Source organism: Streptomyces sp. NBC_01232, from assembly GCF_035989885.1.
In the GTDB taxonomy this organism is placed as follows: domain Bacteria; phylum Actinomycetota; class Actinomycetes; order Streptomycetales; family Streptomycetaceae; genus Streptomyces.
The window spans coordinates 7,253,930-7,276,119 of the sequence record NZ_CP108518.1; the positions used below are offsets into that span (position 1 = coordinate 7,253,930).

Below are 22,190 nucleotides of genomic sequence, written 5' to 3' on the forward strand. Positions count from 1 at the left end.
TGGCCCGTATGGTGCGAAAGCGAGACGCAGAAGAGACGCAGCCGCCCGTCCCGGGCCCCGACCCGGTACCGGGGCCAGGGCCCGGACCGTTCCCCGACCCCGAGCCCATGCCGCGGCCCGCGCCGCCCGTGCCCGGCCCGGTTCCCGAGCCGGACCCGATCCCGCCGCCGCCGGGGCCCGCGCCGATCCCGCAGCCCGGACCCCTCAGCTGACGGTGCCCTAAGAGGATCGGACCTCGGAGCGGTCGCCGCTCCAGAGCGTGTGGAACGAGCCCTCGCGGTCGGTCCGCCGGTAGGTGTGCGCCCCGAAGAAGTCCCGCTGCCCCTGGGTGAGGGCCGCGGGGAGCCGCTCCGTGCGCAGCGCGTCGTAGTAGGAGAGTGAGGCCGCGAAGGCCGGCACAGGGATGCCCTGGCGCACCGCCGCCACCAGGACGGAGCGCCAGCCCTCCTGGGCCGCCGCGATCTCCTCGGCGAAGTGCGCGTCCGCGAGCAGGCTCGGCAGCTCCGGCTGCGCCTGGTACGCCGCCCGGATCCGGTCCAGGAACGCGGCCCGGATGATGCAGCCGCCGCGCCACAGCGAGGCCACCGCGCCCAGGTCCACGTTCCAGCCGTACTCCTCGCTGCCGGCCCGGATCTGGTGGAAGCCCTGGGTGTACGAGACGATCTTCGACGCGTACAGCGCCTGCTCCACCTGGGCGGCGAAGGCCTCGGCCTCCTGAGGCGAGAGCGCGGCGGCCGTCGGGCCCGCGAGCCCGCGGGCGGCCTTGCGCAGGTCGGCGTGGCCGGAGACCGCGCGGGCGAAGACGGCCTCCGCGATCCCCGACACCGGCACGCCGAGGTCGAGCGCGATCTGCACCGTCCAGCGGCCGGTGCCCTTCTGCTCGGCGGCGTCGGCCACGATGTCCACGAACGGGCGCCCGGTCCCGGCGTCCGTGTGCGCGAGCACCTCCGCCGTGATCTCGATCAGGTACGAGTCCAGGCGCCCCCGGTTCCACTCCCGGAAGGTCTCCGCGATCTTCGCGGGGGAGTAGCCCGCGACCTCGCGCAGCAGGTGGTAGGCCTCGGCGATGAGCTGCATGTCGGCGTACTCGATGCCGTTGTGCACCATCTTGACGAAGTGTCCGGCGCCGTCGGGCCCGATGTGAGAGGTGCACGGCGTGCCGTCGGAGGCCTTCGCGGAGATCTTCTCCAGCAGCGGGCCGAGGGAGGCGTAGGACTCCGTCGAGCCGCCCGGCATGATGCTCGGGCCGAGCAGCGCGCCCTCCTCGCCGCCGGAGATGCCCACGCCCACGAAGTGGATGCCCTGCTCGCGCAGTTCCCGCTCCCGGCGCCGGGTGTCCTCGAAGTGCGCGTTGCCTCCGTCGATGATGACGTCGCCCTCCTCCAGGAGCGGCGCGAACTCGTGGATCACCGCGTCGGTCGGCTCCCCGGCCTTCACCATGATGACGATGCGGCGGGGGCGCTCCAGCGCGTCGACGAACTCCTTCGCCGACTCGGCCGCCACGAAGCTGCCCTCGTGCCCGAATTCCTCCACGAGTGCGGTGGTCTTCGCGGCGGTGCGGTTGTGTACGGCCACAGTGAATCCGTTGCGGGCGAAGTTGCGGGCGAGGTTGCTTCCCATGACTGCGAGGCCGGTGACGCCGATCTGGGCCGTGCTGGTGCTCATGTGTGCGCTCCTGCGTGCTTCGGTGTGCGGGCTGTGCCGACGCTACCCCGCCGTCGGCCGCGCGGCGCTCCCGCCTCTCGGTGGATTGTCAAGTTCCGCTGAATAGCGCCCCGTTGCTCCCCTTGTCGTGCAATGATCCCGGCGTTACGTTGTGCGATTCCTGATGTCTTCCAGGGGGGCTCCCATGGGCGTACGGGGCCGGCACCGCCGGTATCAGCCGAGCAGCATCAACCGGGCCTCGCTGGCCGTGACCGCCGGCGGCGCGGGTATCGCGCTCCCGCTCATGGGAGCCGGAGTCGCGAACGCGGCCTCCGTGGACACATGGAACAAGGTCGCGGCCTGCGAGTCGACGAACAACTGGCGCATCAACACCGGTAACGGCTATTACGGCGGCCTCCAGTTCAGCCAGAGCACCTGGCGGGCCTTCGGTGGCACCGCGTACGCGCCGCGCGCCGACCTGGCCACGAAGGACCAGCAGATAGCGGTGGCGGAGAAGGTGCTGAAGGGCCAGGGGCCCGGCGCCTGGCCCAGCTGCGGGAAGGCCGCCGGGCTCTCGCGCAGCGGCCCGGCGCCCGCGGTCGCCCCGCAGGCCCCGTCGCAGCCCAAGGCGCAGGCACAGGCGCAGACCCCGACGCGGTCACAGGTGCAGACGAAGGCACAGGCTCCGGCCGACGGACCCCGGCCGACGGGGACCTCCGTCCTGCCGAACCCTTACGTCGTCGCACCCGGCGACTCGCTCTCCGCGATCGCCACCGACCAGCACGTCGAAGGCGGCTGGCAACGGCTGTACGAGACCAACCGGGCCACCATCGGCGGCAACCCGAACCTGATCTTCCCCGGCCAGCGGCTCACCCTGCGGGTCACCACGGCGCCGGCCGCACCGCCGCCGCCCGCCCAGAATCCGGAGAAGCCGCCGCGGACCGCCGACCCGGTGAAGCCCGTGGAGCCGGCGGCCGAGAAGCCCGCCGAGAAGCCGGTGCCCAAGCCGGTCGAGAAGCCTGTCGAAAAGCCGGTCGAGAAGCCGGCGCCGGAGCCCGCCTCAGTGCAGCAGAAGCCGGCTGCGGGAGGGTTCTCCGCCCCCGTCGACGCCGCCCTCGGCACGGCGTACCGCGTCTCGGGATCCTCCTGGTCCAGCGGCTACCACACGGGCGTCGACTTCCCGGTGGCGACCGGCACCACCGTCAAGTCCGTCGGACCCGGCCAGGTCGTCTCCGCGGGCTGGGCCGGGGCCTACGGCTACCAGGTCGTCATCCGGCACACCGACGGCCGGTACTCCCAGTACGCGCACCTCTCCGCCCTCGGCGTCAAGGCCGGCCAGCAGGTCTCCGGGGGCCAGCGCATCGGCCGCTCCGGCTCGACCGGCAACAGCACCGGACCGCACCTGCACTTCGAGATGCGCACGGGACCCGGCTACGGCTCCGACATCGACCCGCTGAAGTACCTCCGCAGCCATGGGGTCCGCATCTGACCCGCGCACGTGCGAGGGCACGACGGTGAGCAGGATCAGGCCGGCGGACGCGAGCGCGGCGCTGGCCACGGCCGCCGTCGCGCCCGCCGCCCCGTACCGGAAGCCCTCGTCGAACAGCGTGATGCCGACCGTCGCCGCCACCACCGGGTTGACCACGGTCACCGTGGCCAGCGGCGCGGTCAGGCCGGCGCCCCGGTAGGCCGCCTGCGACAGCAGCAGCCCGCCGGCCGCCAGTACCGCGATCGCCGCCAGGCCGGGCCACAGGCCGGGCAGCGCGCCCGGCCCGAAGTCCTCGGCCACCGACTTGGTGAACACCGAGGCCATGCCGAAGGCCGTACCGGCGGCCGCCGCCAGCAGCACGCTGTGCAGCACCGCCCGGTGCATCCGGTGAGCCGCCAGGAACAGCGCCAGCACCACCGCCGCGGTCACCATGAGCAGGACGCGCCGCTCGTCCCCCGCCAGCGCCTGCTCGGCCCGCCCGTCCCCGCCGGTCAGCGCCAGCAGCCCGGCCAGGCCGACCGTGGCCAGTACCGCCCCGCGCCAGGCCGCCGCGCCCGCCCGGCGCCGTACGAAGACGGCAGCCATTGGCAGGGCGAAGACGATGGTGAGCGCGCCGAGCGGCTGGACCAGGCTCAGCGGCCCGTACGCGAGCGCCACCACGTGCAGCAGGGCGCCGAGGCCGTTCAGCCCCACCGCCACCCACCAGCCACCCCGGCGCAGCGGGGCGTACGGGCGGTCCGGCGTGCTCGCCGCGACCCGTTCCTGGACGATCGCGCCACCCGCGTACGCCAAGGCGGACACGAGGCACAGCAGGACCGACAGCGCCAGTGCACTCATAAGGTCCACAATGCCGGACCCACCTGCGCTATTCCTCCGCCCACAGGTGGTGATCAGTCATACTCCCGACGTAGTACGGGAGTACGCAGCGTGGCCGTGCCGACAGCGGAAAGCGACCCCTGCCGTGCCGCAAAGTCACCGGTCCGCCCCGCACAGTGACACTCCGCTCGCCGTGGGTGAGGTCGGGAGAACGGGTTTGGCTCCGGGCAGGTCGGATCCGTACAGTTGCCCTTTTGAGGACTTCCGCAGCAGGCGGATGCGGACGAGTGATCAAGGAACGGCAGCGGCAATGACGGTGACCGAAGACAGCCAGGACTACGGGCATGCCTACGGGCCCGGTATCGACCCGGACCGCCTGGCCCTCTGCCTCAGCGTGCTCGACGAGCTCGACAAGCTCGACGTCGACCACCCCGACGCGATCACCGTACGCCGCGCCACCGCCGGCCTCTACCGCACGGTCAAGCAGCGCCGCCGCCAGGAGCGCCGCGCCGCCAAGACCGCCAACGACAAGGCCGTCACCGAGGCCACCGCCACCGGTTCCGCCGAGCGGATCGACGACGAGACCGAGGGCATCCTGCCCTCCTCGGTCACGGAGGCCGGCCGGATCGCCGGGATACTCCAGCGCCCGCGCTCCTGCTACGTCTGCAAGACGCGGTACGTCGAGGTCGACTACTTCTACCACCAGCTCTGCCAGGCCTGCGCCCTCGAGAACCGGACCAGGCGGGAGGCCCGCGCCGACCTGACCGGCAAGCGCGCGCTGCTCACCGGCGGCCGTGCCAAGATCGGCATGTACATCGCGCTGCGGCTGCTGCGCGACGGCGCCCACACCACGATCACCACGCGCTTCCCCAAGGACGCCATCCGTCGCTTCAAGGCGATGGAGGACTCCGCGGACTGGATGCACCGCCTGGAGGTCGTCGGCATTGACCTGCGCGACCCGGCCCAGTCCGTGGCTCTCGCCGAGCAGGTGGCCGGGGCCGGCCCGCTCGACATCCTGATCAACAACGCGACGCAGACCGTGCGCCGCCTGCCCAGCGCCTACGCGGCACTGGTGGAGGGGGAGGGCGCCCCGCTCCCCGCCGGTGAGCTCCCCGCCCACCACGTCATCGGCGCCTTCAACTCCGGCGCGGTCGACGGCCTGGCGGCGCTGCCCGTCGGAGTGAGCGGGCTCGAGGCGCAGAAGGTCGCCGACCTCGCCCTCGTCGCGGGCAACGCCAGCCTGGAGCGGCACCTCGCCGGCACCGCCATCGACGCGGGCGGTCTGCTGCCCGACGTCGTCGACAGCAACACCTGGGTGCAGACCATCGACCAGATCTCCCCGGTGGAGCTGCTCGAGACCCAGCTGTGCAACTACACGTCGCCGTTCATCCTGATCAGCGCGCTGCGGCCGGCCATGGCGGAGGCGGCCCGCAAGGCGGCCAACGGCCGGGCGTACATCGTCAACGTCTCCGCGATGGAGGGCGTCTTCAGCCGCGGCTACAAGGGCGCGGGGCACCCGAACACCAACGCCGCCAAGGCCGCCATGAACATGGTGACCCGGACCAGCGGCCAGGAGATGTTCCAGACCGACCGCATCCTGATGACCTCGGTCGACACCGGCTGGATCACCGACGAGCGCCCGCACTTCGACAAGCTGCGCCTCGCCGAGGAGGGCTTCCACGCCCCGCTCGACCTGGTCGACGGTGCGGCGCGCGTCTACGACCCGATCGTCCGCGGCGAGGCCGGCGAGGACCTGTTCGGTGTCTTCCTCAAGGACTACGCCCCGGCGAACTGGTAGCCCCGGAGCCTCCCGCTCCTAAGGGAGGCCTCCGGCCGGCCTTCGCGACCCCCTCGGCACGCCGAGGGGGTCGCGTGCGTTTCCGGCGGACCGGAGCCGGCGGGCCCCGGCGGCGACCAGCTCCAGCAGCGGCCGCCAGTCCTCCGGCACGCCCGCGTCCAGGACCGCCGCGGCGGCCGATTCCCGGGCCTGTCGCAGGGTGGCCACCGCCTCGGCGTCGGCCCCGCCGTGGGCGCCGTACCCGCCGGGCGCGCCCGACAGCCGTACCAGCCGGGTCACCCGCTCGCCCAGCAGCGGGCGGACCGACTCCGCCGCCACTCCGTGGGTAACCGCCCCGTCACTCAGACGGAGCAGTCCGCCGAGGCCGTGCACCAGGCCCGCGATCTGCAGTTCCTTGTCGAAGGGGTGCGAGCGGCGCAGCAGCGCCGCGGTCCTCAGGCCATGGCCCTCGGGGTCGGTCCGCAGAAGATCCATCAGCTCCAACACGCTTGTGATGTAAGGGACTTGAGCATCGTGCACTCCGGACTCCGTCACCGTCGGCCCCCTCCGTCGCACCCTGCGCGTCCGGGGTCGAGCAGATCACCCGTTGCGTGCCCGCAGCCCGACGACTTGCTGAACCAGGGGCGAAAGTATGAGGGCGCAGCGGATTTTGCCTTCCTATCGAGCGGAGGTCCGCTCATATGTGTACTCTGGGGCATCAAGACGGCCCCCATCCGGGCCGCGCTCCACTAAGGCGCCACCGCGTCCGGAAACCCTTTACATCCCTTGCCCGGCGCGCGGTCGCTCGCCGGGTTGCGCGACACAAAGGAGTGCGCGGTGACTGAGAAGACCAAGCCCGAACCGACGGTCATGGAGCGGACGGGAACGCGGGCCAAGCCCCGAACCGACGAACTGGGAAGCCTTGAGGTCTGGGCACGATCCGCCCCGATCCGGCTGGCCGGCTACGAGGACGACCTGGCGGAAGCGCACATCCTGCCCGGGATCGACTAGTCAGTACAGCGGTGCCAAGCGCCCCCTCGTGCCCACGCGCACCGGGGGCGCTGCCCTGCCCGCCGGGTCCGCCCGCAGGGTGCGCGCGAGTTCCCCCCACCACTACGCCCTGAGCGTCATCGCCGAGGGCGATCAACACTTCCGCCGCCCCACCCGCCCCGGCAGGCTGGCCCGCATGAAGCTGCTGATGCTGGGTGGTACCGAATTCGTCGGACGCACGATCACCGAGGACGCCCTCGACCGGGGCTGGGAGGTGACCGTCTTCCACCGCGGGCACCACGCGCCACCGCCGGGCACCTCCGCCCTGCACGGGGACCGCACCGCCCCCGGCGGCCTGGCCGCCCTGGAGGCGGGGGAGTGGGACCTCGTCGTCGACACCTGGAGCGGGGCCCCCACCGCGGTGCGCGACAGCGCCCGCCTGCTGCGCGAGAGGACCGGAGGGTACGCGTACGTCTCCAGCCGCTCGGTGTACGCCTACCCCGCCCCGGCCGGCCTCGCCGAGGACGGCCCCCTGGTCGAGGGCTCGCCGGACGCAGGGCCGACCGCCTACGCGGAGAACAAGAGGGGCGGCGAACTCGCCGCCGTGGACGCCTTCGGGGACCGCGCCCTGCTCGTCCGCGCCGGGCTGATCATCGGCCCGTACGAGAACGTCGGCCGGCTGCCGTGGTGGCTGGACCGCACCGCCCGCGGCGGCCCCGTGCTCGCCCCCGGACCGAGTGAACTCCCGCTCCAGTACATCGACGTACGCGACCTCGCGCGCTGGACCCTGGACGCCGCCGCGGCGGGGCGCGGAGGCGCGTACAACCTGGTCTCCCCGTCCGGGCACGCCACGATGGGCAGCCTCCTGGAGGCCTGCGCCGCCGTCACCGCGGGCGGGGCCGAACTGCGCTGGACCGGCCCGGCCGGGATCCTGGAGGCGGGCGTGGAGCCCTGGACCGAGCTCCCGATCTGGATCCCCGAGGGCGAGTCCCACGACCACATGCACCGCGGGGACGTCTCCAAGGCGCTGGCGGCCGGACTGAAGTGCCGCCCGGTGGAGGAGACCGTGGCCGACACCTGGGCCTGGCTGCGCTCGCTCGGCGGAGTCGCCCCGCAGCGGCCCGACCGGCCGGTCAAGGGTCTGTCCGCGGAGCGGGAGGCGGCGCTACTCGGGCTCTGAGAGACGCGCGTCCGCGAGGCGGGTCGGCGGGAGGTACTCGCGCACCAGCGTGCGGTGCCACCACGCCCCCGTCTCGCGCAGCTCCCGCCAGGTCGTGAACCGGTAGCGGTACAGCAGGGCCCGTACATGGACGGGCGGTGCGTCCGGGAACGGGTTGTCGCGCAGCAGCCGCAGCGTGTCCCGGTCGCCGGCCAGCAGCCGCTCCACGAACGGCCCGAACCAGTCCCGCGCGTAGTCGGGGGAGATCGCCGCGAACCACATCAGCCAGTCGAGCCGGAGGTGGTACGGGGCGAACTGGCGCGGCACCCTGCGTGGTTCACCCGGCTTGCCCTTGAAGCCGTACGCGCGCCAGTCGCCGTCCTCGCGCGGCACCCGGTCCGCGGTGCCCTCCACCACCACCTCCATCCGGACCCGGCCGACCGAGCCGAAGGCTCCGTAGGTGTTGACCAGGTGGAGTGCGTCGAAGGAGCGGTTCATCACCTGGCGGCGCGAGATCATGTTGAGCACCGGGTGGCGGCTCAGGAACAGGACGAGTGCGGTCACCGCGCACACCAGCACCACGAACCACACCGGCCCCGTGCGCGAGGCTGCGGCCGGGGGAGCGCCCGCGATCCCGGTGAAGTCCACGGCGGAGACGGCGAGCGTGATCGTCAGCCAGTTCAGCCAGGCGAAATTGCCGGACAGCACCAGCCACAGCTGGGTCGCGATGATGATCCCGGCGGCGTACGAGGCCACCGGCTGCGGGGTGAACAGCAGAACCGGAACGATCAGTTGGGTCACATGGTTGGCCGCGCACTCCACCCGGTGCAGCGGCTTCGGCAGATGGTGGAAGAACCAGCTCAGCGGACCGGCCATCGGCTGCGTCTCGTGGTGGAAGTACAGGCAGGTCAGCTTGCGCCAGCAGGAGTCGCCGCGCATCTTGATCAGTCCGGCGCCGAATTCCACGCGGAAGAGCAGCCAGCGCAGCAGCCACAGCACCAGGACCGGTGGTCCGGCCCGCGCATTGCCGAGGAACACGGCGAGGAAGCCCACCTCCAGCAGCAGGGACTCCCAGCCGAAGGAGTACCAGGTCTGCCCCACGTTCACGATCGAGAGGTAGAGCGCCCACAGCACCGCCCACATCGCCATGGCCGCGCCGAGCGGCACCTCGTCCCCGGCCCCGGCGGCGAGCGCCGCGGCCAGCGCCGCCCCGGCCCAGGCGCAGCCGGCGAAGAGGCGGTCGGAGTAGCGCAGTTGGAACAGGCTCGGGGCGCGCCGGAAGGGCACGTACCGGACGTAGCGCGGTACGGGCGTCATGCCGTGCGCCCCGATCAGGGCCCGGAACTGCAGGGCGGCCCCGATGAAGGCGATGAGGTAGACCCCGGCCAGGGCCCGCTGGAAGACCAGCCGGGCGAGCCAGTATCCGGGCGCCGTGAACCAGTCCATCGCCTCCAGTATCGGACCGGTCAGCCGGTGGTGGCCAGTGTGCGCAGGCGGCGGCCCAGCAGGCGGGCGTAGCTCAGCTGGAGGAAGGGGACGACCGGCCCGGCGAGGCGGGTGTACCAGCTGTTCGGGCGGCTGAAGGCGGTGACCGTGAACCACACCGTGCCGTCCGGGTCCATGTCCACGACGAAGGACTCCTCCCCGCACTCGGGGTGGCCGGCCAGGGTGCCGTAGGCGAATCCGATCCGGGCGGGCTCGTACGCCGTCCAGATCACCTGGCACGGGGCGTCGATCCGCAGGGGGCCGAGGCCGATCCCGACGACGACCCGGCTGCCGGGCCGGACCGCACCGGTATCGGCCTGTACCCGCATGCCCGAGGTCCGGTGGGCGTGGAAGGTGGTGACCGCGGTCCCGGCGGTCTCGAAGACGGCCCGGCCGTGGCCGAGGCGGGTGCGGTGGTTCAGGTGGTTGTATCCGGCGGGCAGCGGCCGGTGGGCCGTCGCGCCCCTGTCGGGGTAGTCGACGGTGTCCCGGCCGGTGCTGAGGAGGCGGGTCATGGCGAGGTCTCCAGTCGGTCGGTGGTGGTGAGGGTGTCTGCCCGGTGGCCCCGGCGGACCGGACGGGCCGGGCCGTCCGCGGGTACGGGCCCCGGCCGGTCGGCGGCCAGCCGGCGCCAGGCGAGCACCGAGCACAGGGCGAATCCGAGGGCGTTTCCGAGGCCGTGGGTGGCGGCCATCCAGGTCAGGGTGGGGTGTGCGATCCCGGTGGCCTCGCCCGCCGCCCACCACAGGGCGAGCAGCATGGTGGCCACGAGAACGGTCGCGGAGGTGGCGAGCAGGGCCCGGGTGGTCCGGTCCCCGGCGGCGGGCCGGATCTCCCGCCAGGTCAGCAGGGCCACGGCCCACATCCCGCCGGTCAGGACCACCGCGCCGAGCAGCTCGGCCCAGTCGTCGACGAAGTAGCCGAGGAGCACGAGCAGGGTGCCCGCCGGGACGCTGTACGCCGCCCAGTGCGCGAGGCCGGTCCCGGCGCGGCCGCCGGTGGCGCGGCACACCAGCCCGGCGACCAGGGCAGCGGTGAATCCGGCGAAGTGGAAGTGGGGCACGGTCAGCGCCAGGATGTCGAGTTCGAAGCCGAAGAGCCGGTACCCGGCGCGCTCGGCGACCAGCGCGGTGGCGGCGATCGACGGCGAGACCAGTGCGGTGGCGACCGCGATCTCGGGCGGGCCCGGGAAGCGGTTGCGCAGCAGCAGGGCCGGGGCCCGGGCCGCGAGGGCCAGGCAGGCCGCCGCGTAGAGCGCGGCGAGCGCGGTGGCGGGCATGCCGCGCGGCAGCCAGAGGCACAGGGCCCCGGGGGCGGCCGCGACGGGCCAGAGCCGGGCCGTCCGCAGGAGCCGGGCCGGGTCGATGAGCCGCAGGCCGGCCGGGACGACGTAGAACATGCCCAGGGTGACGATCACGTTCACCAGTACCGTCACCCTGGACTCCCCCCAATGCCGCGGCCCAACGCCTTGAACGCGTTCAACTCACATGGGTGAGCCTACGACCTTCCTTGAACATGTTCAAGATGCGCTCCGGTTGCGGCTCCTGCGCGGATGCGGCAGACAAGAGGAAGCAACCGGGGCGAAAAGGGAGATTCACGTGTACGGACCGTCACTTCCGACACCTCGTCAGACGTCGCGTCGTCAGGCACCCGCCGGCGCCGCCCTCTTCGCCCTCCTCAGCCTGTTCGCCGCGGCGTGCGGCGGACCGGAGAAGACGGCGGGCGCCGCGGGCGCCGAGAGCCAGGAGGTCTACCTCCAGCCCGTCGCCTCCGCGGGCCCCGACCCCTTCACCGCCTCCTCGGCCACCGCCGAGTCCGCCCCCGTACAGCCTCCGCTGCCCAACCGGACCGGAGAGGGCATCCGCACCGTCAACGCGGCCACCCCCGGCCTGTACGGCGGTACCCAGCGCCTGGGCAGCTGCGACGTGGAACAGCAGGTCCGCTTCCTGACCGCGGACAACGCCAAGGCGCGCGCCTTCGCCGAGGCGACCAACATCGAAGAGGCGAAGATCCCCGACTTCCTGCGCGGCCTGACGCCCGTCGTCCTGCGCGCCGACATCCGCGTCACCAACCACGCCTACCGCGACGGCCGCGCCGACGGATTCCAGTCCGTCCTGCAGGCGGGCACAGCCGTCCTCGTCGACGAACACGGCATGCCCCGGGTCCGCTGCAGCTGCGGGAACCCGCTGGCCTCACCGCGCTCCGCCAAGGGATCCCCGGTGCACAAGGGAGACCCGTGGAGCGGCTACCAGGCCAATCAGGTCGTCGTCATCGAACCCACGACCCACGTGATCAACAATCTGGTGATCGTCAACATCACCGACAACACCTGGATCGAGCGCAAGCGGGGCGACGACGGAGCCCAGGACCGGGCCCCGAAGGCACTGCCCCCTTACGATCCGTCCGCCGGCATCCCCGACGGGCCCCTCACCCCGCCCGGGACCGCGACCGACGGCCCCTGCCCGGGCCAGGCGTCACCGGGCCAGGGCTCACCGGGCTCGCCCTACGCCCCCGAGGCCCCGACGGCGCCCCTCCCCGGGGCGACGGACTGCCCGCCGGACCCGCGGTCCTCGCAGAGCTCACCCGGCGAGAGCCTGCCGCAGAACCCGGGCGTGCCGTCGAACCCGGCCACCCGGCCGCAGCAGCCGCCGTCCGGCAATTCCTCGGACACCCCGACCGACCAGCCGCTGGACCCGGCCGACCCGGCGCTGCCCCTGGAACCGGACGGATCGGCCCCGCTGCTGCCCGGCGATCCCAACGACCCGTACGCCCCGTCCGACCCCTACGCCCCGATCGACCCTTACGCCCCGACCGACCCGAACGTCGACCCGGACCTGCTGCCCCAGCCCTCGGACGAGAGCCACTCGCTGGAGAGCGCCTGACCGGCCCGTGTGTCATGGTGGATCGGTGCCGACCACCGTATCGCTGCCGGACGACTGGCCCGCACACCCGGACCGGTCGCTCTCGCTGAACCGCATGGGCAGTTTCGACTGGGACCTGGTCACCGGTCTCATGCACATGGACGAAGCCGCCCTCGACGTCTTCGACACGACCAGCGACGAGTACGACGGCCGGCCCGAGTCCCTCAACCCCCGCGTCCCCTCCACCGAGGGGCACCGCCTCGACGCCCTCGTCTCCTCCGCCCTCAAGAGCGGCGAGGACAGCTACGGCGCCTACTTCCGCATCCGCTGCCACGACGGGCGGCTGCGCTGGACGCACACCCAGGGCCGCGTCATGCGCGACACGGACGGCCGCCCGTACCGGATCATCGGCATCGTCCGGGACGCCACCGAGGAGCTCAGCCACTCGGCGGAGCGCCTCGGCCTGGACGAGGAACGCCGCCGCCAGACGTCGGTGGTCGAGTCCACCACCGCCGCCCTCGCGCACGCCCGGACGGTGCAGGACGTCATCGACGTCATCGGCGACGCCCACGGCCTGGAACGGCTCGGCTCCATGGGCATGGTGATGGGCCTCGTCGAGGCCGGCCGGATCCACCTGGTCGCCGAGGGCCCGGAAGACAGCTTCGTCCCCGGCACCCGCTACACCCGCATCGACGAGCAGTACCCCATGAGCGAGGTCGTCCGTTCGCTGGAGCCGCGCTTCCTCGACTCGGCGCAGGAATTCGCCCAGGACTATCCGGGCCTCTGGGCGAAGATCTCGTACATGCGGATCTCGGCCGCCGCCTACCTCCCGCTCATCGCCCAGGCCCGCCCGATCGGCGCGATCGGACTGCTCTACCAGGACAAGGACGGCTTCACCCAGGAGGAGCGCAACCTGCTCGTCGCCCTGGGCAGCAGCATCGCGCAGAGTCTCCAGCGGGCCATGCTGCTGGAGCAGGAGCACGACCTGGCCGAGGGCCTGCAGCAGGCCATGCTGCCGCGGCGGATCCCCTCGGTGGCCGGCGGTGAGATCGCCGTACGCTACCGCTCCGCCCGGATGGGCCAGGACATCGGTGGCGACTGGTACGACGTCATCCCGCTGCCCGGCGGCCGGGTCGGGGCCGTCATCGGCGACGTCCAGGGCCACGACACGCACGCGGCGGCGGTCATGGGCCAGCTGCGGATCGTGCTGCGCGCCTACGCCGCCGAGGGGCACTCGCCGGGCACGGTCATGGCCCGGGCCTCCGTCTTCCTGCACGAGCTGGACACCGACCGGTTCGCGACCTGCGCGTACGTGGAGGCCGACCTCTCGACGGGCGTCCTCCAGGTGGTCCGGGCGGGCCACATCGACCCGCTGCTGCGCACCCGCGACGGGGACTGCCACCGGCTGCCGGTGGCCGGCGGGATGCCGCTCGGCCTCTCGGCGGAGTTCGGCCGCCTGGAGTACCCGGTGACCACGGTGGAGCTCGATCCGGGAGAAACGCTCCTGCTGTGCACCGACGGCCTCGTGGAACAGCCCGGCGCCGATCTCGACGACGGGATCCAGCTCCTGTCCTCCCACATCCGGGGCGGACCGGCGGACCTGCAGCTCCTGGCGGACCTGCTGTGCGAGATCGCCGACGAACGCGGCGGGGACGACGACATGGCGCTGCTGCTGCTGCGCCGCCAGGTGGTGGCGGTCCCGGAGGGCGGCGGCCGCCTCCAGCAGCACGTGGCACCGGGCGACCCGGAGGCCCTCGTGGCGGCCCGCCACATGATCGGGGCGGCCGTTCGCGCGTGGGGCGCGCGGGAACGGGCCGACGAGATCGAACTCGTCGCGGACGAACTGATCGTGAACGCCCTGATGCACACGGACGGCCCGGCGATCGTGACCCTGCGCGTCCTGGCGGGCCCCCAGCGCAGACTCCGGGTGGAGGTCGAGGACCGCTCCAGCGCCCTCCCGCGCCGCCGCGAGGCGGGGGAGTCGGGCGTCTCGGGCCGCGGCCTGATGCTGGTGGACCGCCTGGCGGACGTGTGGGGCGTGGAGCCGCGGGGCGGCGGCAAGTGCGTGTGGTGCGAGTTCGTGGTCGGCTGACCTCCCGCGCGCGCCGCAAGCGGCCGACGCCCCGGGGCGTCGCCGGCCGGAGTGGGATGTCGGTGGGGGCTGACAGGATTACCGGCATGCCCGATCCCACCCGCGCCATCACCGAGTACTGGGACGCCGCCGCGGCCGCGTTCGACGACGAGCCGGATCACGGCCTGCGCCAGGAGCACACCCGTGCCGCGTGGGCCCGGCTGCTGAGAGCATGGCTTCCCGCCGGGCCGGCCGACGTGCTCGACGTCGGCTGCGGCACCGGCTCGCTGTCGCTGCTGCTGGCCGAGGCCGGGCACCGGGTGACCGGCGTGGACCTGGCACCCCGGATGGTGGAGCAGGCCGGGGCCAAGCTCGCGGCCGCGGGCTTCGAGGGACGCTTCCTCCTCGGCGACGCCGCGGCCCCGCCCACCGGGCAGGGGCGGTACGACGTCCTCCTCTGCCGCCACCTGCTGTGGACCCTGCCCGACCCCGGGGCCGCTCTCCGCGAGTGGGTCGCGCGGCTCTCCCCGGGAGGCCGGCTGGTCCTGGTCGAAGGACGATGGCGGGAAGCGGGCGAGAGCGGGGTGCCGTACGTCGCCGGAGCCGAATCACTGCCCTGGTACGGCGGGATCACCGCCGAGGAGCTGGCCGCCGAGGTCCGGCCCCTGGTGTCCGCACTGCACATCGAACCGCTCAGCGGCGAAGCCGAGTTGTGGGGCGGACCCGTCACCGATGAGCGGTACGCGCTGATCGCCCGGACCTGACCCGCTTGGCGGCTTCCCGTCCCCGATCGGCCGAAGAGTCGCTGGCAGGTACACGCAGTCGGCGGGTGGAATGACGGTGTGCCGCCGGACAGGGCGGTACGCACCGTCGCTGAGCCCCGCGGCCGCCCACCTGCGCCGCGGCCGACGACCAGGAGCCAGGACTTGCACCGCACCTCTCGCCTCCGCACCTCCCTCCTCTCCCTCGCCGCCGTACTGGCCGCCGCCATGACGGCCGCCGCGCCCGCCTCCGCGGCCCCCGCGGCGGCCACCGCCGTCGGGCCCGTCGTGGTCCGCCTCACCGGCCTGGGCGGCGGCCCGCAGAACATCGCCGCGGCCGCCGCCCAGGACCATCTCGCACGTCAGGCCGCCGAGCTCGGCTTCGCCGGTTCGCAGTGCCGTGTGACGGAAGGGCCGGTCTACCAGCACGTGACCGGCAACTACTACAACGCCATGATCAAGGCGACCTGCAGCGGCGATCCCGCGGTGAGCAGCCCCACCCGCAGCCTCAACCGCCTGATCGGACCGAACGGCGAACACATCAGCACCGTCTGGAACGTTCCTCCGGGCTACAGCGTCGAGGGCAGCCTCGGCCAGCTCTACACGAGCCCGCGCGAGGGCACGGTGCCGATCTACCACTGCGTCGTCCGCCGGGACAACTTCCTTTCCGCCGACGTCAACTGCGAGGGCCAGACCTACGTCTCCCGGCTCGGCTGGTTCCATCCGGGCCAGCCCTCCGACGTGGGCAGCGCGCCGCTGATGCGCTGCATGGTCGGCAAGCAGCGGGAGTTCTTCGAGTCCAACGCGACGAACTGCGAGGGCCAGACCTCCGGCGGCCAGCTCGGCTGGATCCTCACCGGCTGACCCGCCCGGGCAGAACCCGTGCGACCCCCGCCGCCCCCGAAACTCCGTTGCGGGCGCGGCGGGGGTCCGTGAGGATCGGGGGCGATGACCAACGCCATGGATGAAGTACGCCGGTTCCTCAAGAAGGACGATCTTCCCGGAGCGGTACGGTCCCTGAGGCCGCACGCCGAGACGACACCGATCGCCGAACTCGCCAAAGCCGCAAGGGCCCTGGCCGACGCCGCCGGGTTCAAGGACCTGGCCGGCGCCGCCAAGGCAGCCGCCAAACGGCCCGGCGAACCCCAGACCCTCTACGACTTCGGCTACGCCTGCGTCGAGCGCGGCATAGCCTTCCTCGCCGTCGCTCCGCTGCGCGAGGCACTCCGGCTCCTCCCGGACTCGCGGGCCCTCCGCGCCGAGCTGGTCTCCGCCCTGGAGGACGAGAACCGGCACGACGAGGTCGTCGAGCTGCTCTCCGGCCGGGGCGCCGCACTGCCCGCCTGGCCCGAGACGTACCTCCTCGTCCACCACACCCTGCTGGCCGGGGATCTGGACACCGCCGCGCGCATCGGCCGCGCTCTGCCCGCCCCCGAGGACCCGCAGTGGGCGGACGCCCACGACCGCCAGACGCGCCGCCTGCACCGCACCGACCGGGCCCGCCGGGCCCGGAGCGCCGCCGGCCATGCCGATCCGCTCGGCCGCACCGACCTGCGCGGCTGGCACTACGGCCTCACCGGCGGCCTGCTGGGCACCCTCTCCCCGTACGGCTGGGACGCCGGCATGACCGGCCGGTTCGCCTACCTGGGGGACACCCACGAGACGTGCCGACACGGCCTGGCCCGCCTGGCGCTCGCCCTGGAGGCCGCCGGGCGCCGCCCCTCCACTGTCTCGCTGCTGCCCGGCCGCTCCGACCGGATCCTCGGGCTCGCCGCCGCCCGCGTGCTCGGGCTGCCCTCCGTACCGTACGAGCCCTCCCGGACGGACACCCTCGTCGTCGCGTACGACCTGAACGCAGTGGACCCGGACCTCGTCCGCACCCTCCACGCGCGCGCCGACGGCCAGATCCTGGCCGAGCACGCCACCCGCTGGACGAACCCGCCCGCGGTGAGCGCGGACTTCAGCACGCTGCTGTGCCAGTTCGTCGTCCCGCCGTGGAAGGAGGACCCGCGGCCCGAGGAGGAGATCGCCCGGGACATCGCGCGTGCCGACGCCGCCGCGGACCAGGGCGACGGCATGACCCCGCCCGACCCGGACGAGGACTTCCGGGCCTTCGCGTCCGCCGTCCGCGACGGCTGGCTCACCGGCCCGCGCGACCACGTCGCCTCTCCCGGGCCGGTGCCCAGCTCGCGCTTCGCCTGAGGCGGCGGCAGGCTGGGACCATGCCGGAACTGCCCGAGGTCGAGGCCCTGCGGGAGTACCTCGACGAGCACCTCACCGGGCGGGTGGTCGAGCGCGTCCTCCCGCTCGCCGTGAGCGTGCTCAAGACGTACGACCCTCCGCTCACCGCCCTCGAGGGGCAGCCGGCCGGCGCCACCGCCCGGTACGGCAAGTTCCTGGCCCTCCCGGTCGGCGAGCTCCACCTCGTCACGCACCTGGCCCGGGCCGGCTGGCTGCGCTGGCAGGACACCCTGCCCGCGCAGCCGCCGCGCCCCGGCAAGGGACCACTCGCACTGCGCGTCTCCCTCGTGGGCGGCGGCGGCTTCGACCTCACCGAGGCCGGCACCCAGAAGCGCCTCGCCGTGTACGTGGTCCACGACCCGCAGGAGGTGCCCGGCATCGCCCGCCTCGGCCCGGACCCGCTCGCCGAGGGCTTCGACCGGGACGCCTTCGCCGCACTGCTCGCGGGGGAGCGGCGCCAGATCAAGGGGGTCCTGCGGGACCAGAGCGTGATCGCGGGCATCGGCAACGCCTACAGCGACGAGATCCTGCACGCGGCCCGGGTCTCGCCGTACAAGCTCGCCGCGTCCTTCACCGAGGAACAGCTCACCCAGCTCCACGAGGCCGTGCAGGGCACCCTGCGCGAGGCCGTCGGGCGGGCCCACGGCGTCGCCGCCGGAAAGCTCAAGGCCGAGAAGAAGAGCGGGCTGCGGGTGCACGGCCGGGCCGGGGAGCCGTGCCCGGTGTGCGGGGACACCGTCCGCTCCGTGTCCTTCGCCGATTCCTCGCTCGAGTACTGCCCCACCTGCCAGACCGGCGGGAAGCCGCTCGCCGACCGCCGGCTCTCGCGCCTCCTCAAATAGCAGGCCGCTGCGTAGACTCCGCCACCATGGCCGAGGAGCAGCAGCAGTCGCCGCCCCGGCGCGAGATCGTCACCGGGGTTCCCCGGGGCGCCCGCCGCCGGCCGCCCCCGCACACCCCCGCCCGCTCGGAGATCTCCGAGCAGACCACCCTCGGGGCCACCTACGTACGGGCCCTCATGCGCAGCCAGCTGCGCGCCGCTCTGGGGGCGCTGGCGGCGCTCGTGTCGCTGGTGGGGACGCTGCCGCTGGTGTTCGCGCTGTCGCGCGACGCTTCGGAGCCGCTGGTCTGGGTGGTGCTCGGCCTGCTGGTGTACCCGGCGATGTGGATCGTCGCCCGCTGGTACGTCACCCGGGCGGAGCGCAACGAGGCCGATTTCACCGGCCTGGTGATGGATCCGGCCGACCGGACGTAGCGGGCGTCCGGAGGAGGCCTAGGCCGGCTCGTACGGGTCCACCGGGAGCGGGCCGAGCGGTGTCGGCGTGTGCCCCTTCGAGGGGGAGCAGGAGGCGAACGGGCCCTGCCGGGGGTCCATCAGGACCTTGAGGTGCGGATCGGCGTGCTGGATCCACCACGTCGTCATGCCGAGGGCCGAATCGTGCCGCAGGTGCTCCCAGGCCAGCCAGAGCGCGGACAGCCGGGCCCCCGCCTCCGGGTGTTCCCACCACGTCGGACACCAGGTCGCGGACGTACCGTCCAAGGGGCGGCGGACCGTGACCGCGAGGTAGTCGGTGACGAAGGCGAAGACGTCGCCGAAGTAGAACTCGGGTCCGTCGCCATAGACTTCCGACGCCGGCATGGGGAAGACGGAACGCGGTTCCCGCTTCGGCCGGGGCAGTGGGTACAGCGCCAACAGCGAGCCCAGGGCGTCGTCACTGCGCCGGAGTTCCGTCAGGAGCCAGCCCAGGAGGAGCTCCTGCAGTTCGGCGACCTCGGCGAAGGCGTCCGCCGCGAGGGAGGCGGTGAGCCGCTCCCGCCAGTCGCCCAGCTGCCGCCTCCAGTGGTCCTCCTCCGCGGCCGAGCGGGAGCCGGCCAGGAAGCGGGCCACCGTCCAGTGGTGTTCCTTCCAGGCGTCACCATCGGCTTCGGCCGTCACCCGCGCCGCAACCCGCTGCGCGTTCTCGATCGCTTTGCTGTCCATGGAGCTGAGGAGTGCCTTTCACGCCAGGTAAGGAGTGTGCTGATCATATGAGTTCAGCCTCCTGTACCTGGGTCACGGCACTCGTGTGCGTCCCGGTTCACCGGTTCAGAACAGGTGCATCGCCAAGTGGCCGAGCGGCAGACCGAGTTGCCAGGCCGGGGTCCACACGCGCGCGTTCTCGTCCAGGCCCGGCGGGAAGTCGGTGTGGTCGGGCAGTCCGGGGTCGAGGTTGGTGGCGAACAGTTCGGTGCCGTCCAGCCAGCGCCATGCCGCTCGGGCCAGTTCCAGGTCGGGGTCCTCGCGTTCGCCGCGCTCGCGGGCCTCCTCGCCGAGGGCGAGGAACCGGGTGTGCACCCAGTCGCGCCAGGGGTGCCCGTACGCCGTGAGCGACAGCCATTCGTCGAGCTGTGAGACCACCCGGATCCCGGAGAGCTCGCCGGCGGCGTCCGAGAGGTAGATCGTCAGGGCGAGCGTGTCCCGTCCGGCCCGGAACTCCAGCGTGCTGACCGGGATGAGCCGGCCCGTGCGCAGCAGTTCGTCCGCGATGTACTCGGCGTACAGCCAGGCCATGGGCACCGCGAGCCCGCCGTCACTGGTGCCGTTACTACCCTCGGGCTGCACCGTTCCACCTTCTCCCGCGCTTCGAGCGTCCCGTCGTCAGCCCTGAGCCTTCACCGAGCGGCTCGCGGAGCGGGGGATGTTTACTCAACTTGCACGGTCTGATGCCGAAATCGACGCGTTTTATGTCCGGTCCGCATCTGTTCACGGCGATACGCGATCCGTCCCCCGGTCGCGGGATCAGGCGCCGAGACCGTATCCGTAGCCCTGGAGGTCCTTCCGCAGGGCGCGGAGGGCGTAGTACGTACGGGATTTGACGGTGCCCGCCGGGATGCCGAGTTCGGCGGCGGCCTCGGCCACCGACCGGTCGCGGAAGTAGACCTGCATCAGCACCTCGCGGTGCTCCGGCCCCAGGGACCCCACGGCCCTCCTGACGTCGATCGCCGTGACCGAACCGGCCACCGCGTCCTGGGGCTCGGGGGCCTGCTCCAGTCCCTCCGGGTCCACCTCCAGCGGCCGGGACAGCCGGGCCCGCCGGGCGTCGATCGCGAGCCGCCGCGCCACTGTGAACAGCCAGGGCCGCATGGAGTCGTGCCCGCTGGCCAGGGCCTCCGGGTGCTGCCAGACCCGTACGAGGGTCTCCTGCACGAGGTCCTCCGCGCGCTGGGCGTCCCCGGCGGTGAGGCCGACCAGAAAGCCGAACAGGGCCCGCCCGTGGTCGCGCTGGAGTTCGGCCAGCGCCTCGGGATCCGTACGCAGGAGGGTGGGGGAGAGCGGCACGAGGGGCTCCTTCCGGGGTGCGCGGGGGGCCGTGGAAGTGGCGACGCCTCCACCCTGACCTGCATGGAGCCGCCCCGGAACCGTCCGGCTGCGGCCTTGCGCCCAAGCACCCCGGTCGTCCGCCGGGCGGCCGTGCGGGGCGGTGAACGGTCGAATGGCGCGGCGAACGGCGGTGCCCGCCGAACGGGTGAGCCGCGGCCGGTGCGGCGGAGCCGTTCCTTGACTTACGGCGTGTAGTTATATGGATTGCATGTGATCACATGTCAGATAATCGTATTAATGGGAGTCGGGAGTCGGGCCCATGACCACGCGAACCCGGCCGCAGGTGCTCGCCCTCCTGTCGGCCCTGCTGCTGTCCGCCGCCGCCGGATGCTCGGCGGGCGGGAACGCACCCGCCCGTCTCGGGGACTCCGGCGCACCGGCCACCCCTTCCAGCGCCGCCGGATCGCCCGCCGCCAAGGGCTTCACCCTGGTCGCGAGCGGCGACGTACTGCCGCACACCTCCGTCATCCAGCGCGCGGCGAACGACGCGGAGGGCGACGGGTACGACTTCGGGCCGATGTTCTCCGGAGTCAGGAACGTGGTCTCCGCGGCCGACCTCGCCCTCTGCCACATGGAGACCATCTACGGGGAGGAGGGCGGGCCCTTCTCCGGCTACCCGGCCTTCACGTCCCCGCCGGAGGTCGCCGACGGGCTGAAGGACGCCGGGTACGACGGCTGCTCCACGGCCTCCAACCACACCCTGGACGACGGCGGTGCGGGGCTGCGCCGCACCCTGGACCGCTTCGACAAGGTCGGGCTGAAGCACGCCGGCTCGGCCCGGACCGCCGCCGAGGCGGCCACCGTGACCACGTACACGGCGGGCTCCGCCAAGGTCGCCCACCTCGCGTACACCTACGACACCAACGGCTACCCGCTGCCCGAGGGCCAGCCGTGGGCAGTCAACCTGATGAAGCAGGACAAGATCATCGCGGATGCGCGGGCCGCCCGGAAGGCGGGCGCGGACGTAGTGCTGGTGAGCGTGCACTGGGGCACGGAGTGGGAGACCGAACCGGACGGGACCCAGCTCTCGCTCGGCAGGGCGCTGACCGCCTCGCAGACCGGAGGCCGCCCCGACATCGACATGATCCTCGGCACGCACGCGCACATCCCGCAGCCCTACGAGAAGGTCAACGGGACCTGGATCGTCTACGGCATGGGTGATCAGGTCGCCGGCGAGATGTTCAACCACACGGGCGCGCGCGACATGCGGGGCAACTACGGGTCGATCGGCCGCTTCACCTTCGAACCGCCGGCCGCCGCCGGGCAGCGCTGGCAGGTCACCAAGGCCGAGTTCGTGCCGCAGATGATGGACCTGTCCGCAGGCCGGGTCGTCCACCTGCCCGACGCCCTCGCCAAGGACCCCGGCCGCGAGGACTACGAGAGCGCCCGCGACGACATCAGCGAGGCCGTGCTCAGCCGCGGCGCCGCCAAGGACGGCCTGACCATGGGCAGGTAGCCGGGGGAGCGCAGGGCGCGGGAGGCGACGGAACCACAGCGCTGCCGGGCCGGCGGCCCGCCGTGACCAGGCACATTGC

The 22,190-nt window shown here is 72.9% G+C and carries 20 protein-coding genes and 1 pseudogene; 12 read left to right on the forward strand and 9 right to left on the reverse strand.

Going from position 1 to position 22,190, the window contains the following annotated elements; translation table 11 throughout:
- Nucleotides 1–219: 219 nt before the first annotated feature.
- Nucleotides 220–1,665 carry an NADP-dependent phosphogluconate dehydrogenase gene (gndA, locus tag OG444_RS33405; RefSeq protein ID WP_327265613.1) on the reverse strand — a complete coding sequence of 482 codons (1,446 nt, stop codon included), beginning with the start codon at nt 1,663–1,665 and terminating at the stop codon, nt 220–222.
- 184 nt (nt 1,666–1,849) lie between these two features.
- Here gndA and OG444_RS33410 point away from each other — a divergent pair, with 184 nt between their 5' ends.
- On the forward strand, nt 1,850–3,133 hold the full coding sequence (locus tag OG444_RS33410; protein ID WP_327267006.1) for a transglycosylase family protein: 1,284 nt from the start codon (nt 1,850–1,852) through the stop codon (nt 3,131–3,133).
- Here OG444_RS33410 and OG444_RS33415 read toward each other — a convergent pair.
- A pseudogene (locus OG444_RS33415) lies at nt 3,074–3,970 on the reverse strand (DMT family transporter); the annotation flags it as partial. The gene OG444_RS33410 and the pseudogene OG444_RS33415 sit on opposite strands and share 60 nt — an antisense overlap.
- Before the next feature lie 289 nt (nt 3,971–4,259).
- On the opposite strand from OG444_RS33415, the gene OG444_RS33420 reads away from it, so the two are divergent.
- Nucleotides 4,260–5,747: an SDR family NAD(P)-dependent oxidoreductase gene (locus OG444_RS33420; protein ID WP_327265614.1), complete on the forward strand. Its 1,488-nt coding sequence runs from the start codon at nt 4,260–4,262 to the stop codon at nt 5,745–5,747.
- Nucleotides 5,748–5,765: 18 nt separating this feature from the next.
- Here OG444_RS33420 and OG444_RS33425 read toward each other — a convergent pair whose 3' ends face one another.
- Complete coding sequence (locus tag OG444_RS33425) at nt 5,766–6,233, reverse strand: hypothetical protein (protein ID WP_327265615.1); 468 nt, start codon at nt 6,231–6,233, stop codon at nt 5,766–5,768.
- Between the two features lie 330 nt (nt 6,234–6,563).
- On the opposite strand from OG444_RS33425, the gene OG444_RS33430 reads away from it, so the two are divergent.
- Nucleotides 6,564–6,737 (forward strand): hypothetical protein, encoded by a 174-nt coding sequence (locus OG444_RS33430; protein WP_162500713.1) that lies wholly within the window; start codon nt 6,564–6,566, stop codon nt 6,735–6,737.
- A 175-nt stretch (nt 6,738–6,912) separates the two neighbouring features.
- Nucleotides 6,913–7,896 (forward strand): NAD-dependent epimerase/dehydratase family protein, encoded by a 984-nt coding sequence (locus tag OG444_RS33435; protein WP_327267007.1) that lies wholly within the window; start codon nt 6,913–6,915, stop codon nt 7,894–7,896.
- Here OG444_RS33435 and OG444_RS33440 read toward each other — a convergent pair.
- Genes OG444_RS33440 through OG444_RS33450 form a run of 3 tightly spaced genes read right to left on the reverse strand, consistent with a single transcriptional unit; the run spans nt 7,882 to nt 10,795 of the window.
- Nucleotides 7,882–9,321, reverse strand: a complete 1,440-nt coding sequence (locus tag OG444_RS33440) for a lipase maturation factor family protein (protein ID WP_327265616.1) — start codon at nt 9,319–9,321, stop codon at nt 7,882–7,884. The two genes, OG444_RS33435 and OG444_RS33440, sit on opposite strands and share 15 nt — an antisense overlap.
- A gap of 20 nt (nt 9,322–9,341) precedes the next feature.
- The gene (locus tag OG444_RS33445; RefSeq protein WP_327265617.1) at nt 9,342–9,875 is read right to left on the reverse strand and encodes a DUF1990 family protein; all 534 of its coding nucleotides are present in this window, start codon (nt 9,873–9,875) and stop codon (nt 9,342–9,344) included.
- Entirely contained in the window at nt 9,872–10,795 is a 924-nt protein-coding gene (locus tag OG444_RS33450; RefSeq protein WP_327265618.1) for a YndJ family protein, read from the reverse strand. Before OG444_RS33450 ends, OG444_RS33445 begins: the two co-directional genes overlap by 4 nt.
- Nucleotides 10,796–10,958: 163 nt before the next feature.
- Between OG444_RS33450 and OG444_RS33455 the strand changes: the two genes are divergently transcribed.
- The 7 genes from OG444_RS33455 to OG444_RS33485 all read left to right on the forward strand — a co-directional run bounded on the left by OG444_RS33455 (nt 10,959) and on the right by OG444_RS33485 (nt 18,549).
- On the forward strand, nt 10,959–12,242 hold the full coding sequence (locus OG444_RS33455; RefSeq protein ID WP_327265619.1) for a DUF6777 domain-containing protein: 1,284 nt from the start codon (nt 10,959–10,961) through the stop codon (nt 12,240–12,242).
- Between the two features lie 7 nt (nt 12,243–12,249).
- Nucleotides 12,250–14,313, forward strand: coding sequence for a SpoIIE family protein phosphatase (locus OG444_RS33460; RefSeq protein ID WP_327265620.1), 2,064 nt, complete (start codon nt 12,250–12,252; stop codon nt 14,311–14,313).
- 86 nt (nt 14,314–14,399) lie between these two features.
- Entirely contained in the window at nt 14,400–15,056 is a 657-nt protein-coding gene (locus OG444_RS33465; RefSeq protein WP_327265621.1) for a class I SAM-dependent methyltransferase, read from the forward strand.
- Between the two features lie 162 nt (nt 15,057–15,218).
- Complete coding sequence (locus tag OG444_RS33470) at nt 15,219–15,917, forward strand: hypothetical protein (protein WP_327265622.1); 699 nt, start codon at nt 15,219–15,221, stop codon at nt 15,915–15,917.
- 84 nt (nt 15,918–16,001) lie between these two features.
- On the forward strand, nt 16,002–17,255 hold the full coding sequence (locus OG444_RS33475; RefSeq protein ID WP_327265623.1) for a hypothetical protein: 1,254 nt from the start codon (nt 16,002–16,004) through the stop codon (nt 17,253–17,255).
- A 20-nt stretch (nt 17,256–17,275) separates the two neighbouring features.
- Nucleotides 17,276–18,136, forward strand: coding sequence for an Fpg/Nei family DNA glycosylase (locus OG444_RS33480; RefSeq protein WP_327265624.1), 861 nt, complete (start codon nt 17,276–17,278; stop codon nt 18,134–18,136).
- 26 nt (nt 18,137–18,162) lie between these two features.
- Nucleotides 18,163–18,549: a hypothetical protein gene (locus tag OG444_RS33485; protein ID WP_327265625.1), complete on the forward strand. Its 387-nt coding sequence runs from the start codon at nt 18,163–18,165 to the stop codon at nt 18,547–18,549.
- A gap of 18 nt (nt 18,550–18,567) precedes the next feature.
- On the opposite strand, the gene OG444_RS33490 is transcribed toward OG444_RS33485, so the two are convergent.
- From OG444_RS33490 to OG444_RS33500, 3 genes are all read right to left on the reverse strand, one after another.
- Entirely contained in the window at nt 18,568–19,275 is a 708-nt protein-coding gene (locus OG444_RS33490; protein WP_327265626.1) for a DUF4913 domain-containing protein, read from the reverse strand.
- A gap of 105 nt (nt 19,276–19,380) precedes the next feature.
- Nucleotides 19,381–19,845: a hypothetical protein gene (locus OG444_RS33495; RefSeq protein ID WP_327267008.1), complete on the reverse strand. Its 465-nt coding sequence runs from the start codon at nt 19,843–19,845 to the stop codon at nt 19,381–19,383.
- A gap of 228 nt (nt 19,846–20,073) precedes the next feature.
- The gene (locus tag OG444_RS33500; RefSeq protein ID WP_327265627.1) at nt 20,074–20,613 is read right to left on the reverse strand and encodes a sigma-70 family RNA polymerase sigma factor; all 540 of its coding nucleotides are present in this window, start codon (nt 20,611–20,613) and stop codon (nt 20,074–20,076) included.
- Nucleotides 20,614–20,914: 301 nt separating this feature from the next.
- Here OG444_RS33500 and OG444_RS33505 point away from each other — a divergent pair, with 301 nt between their 5' ends.
- Entirely contained in the window at nt 20,915–22,111 is a 1,197-nt protein-coding gene (locus OG444_RS33505) for a CapA family protein (RefSeq protein ID WP_327265628.1), read from the forward strand.
- The last annotated feature ends 79 nt before the right edge of the window (nt 22,112–22,190 follow it).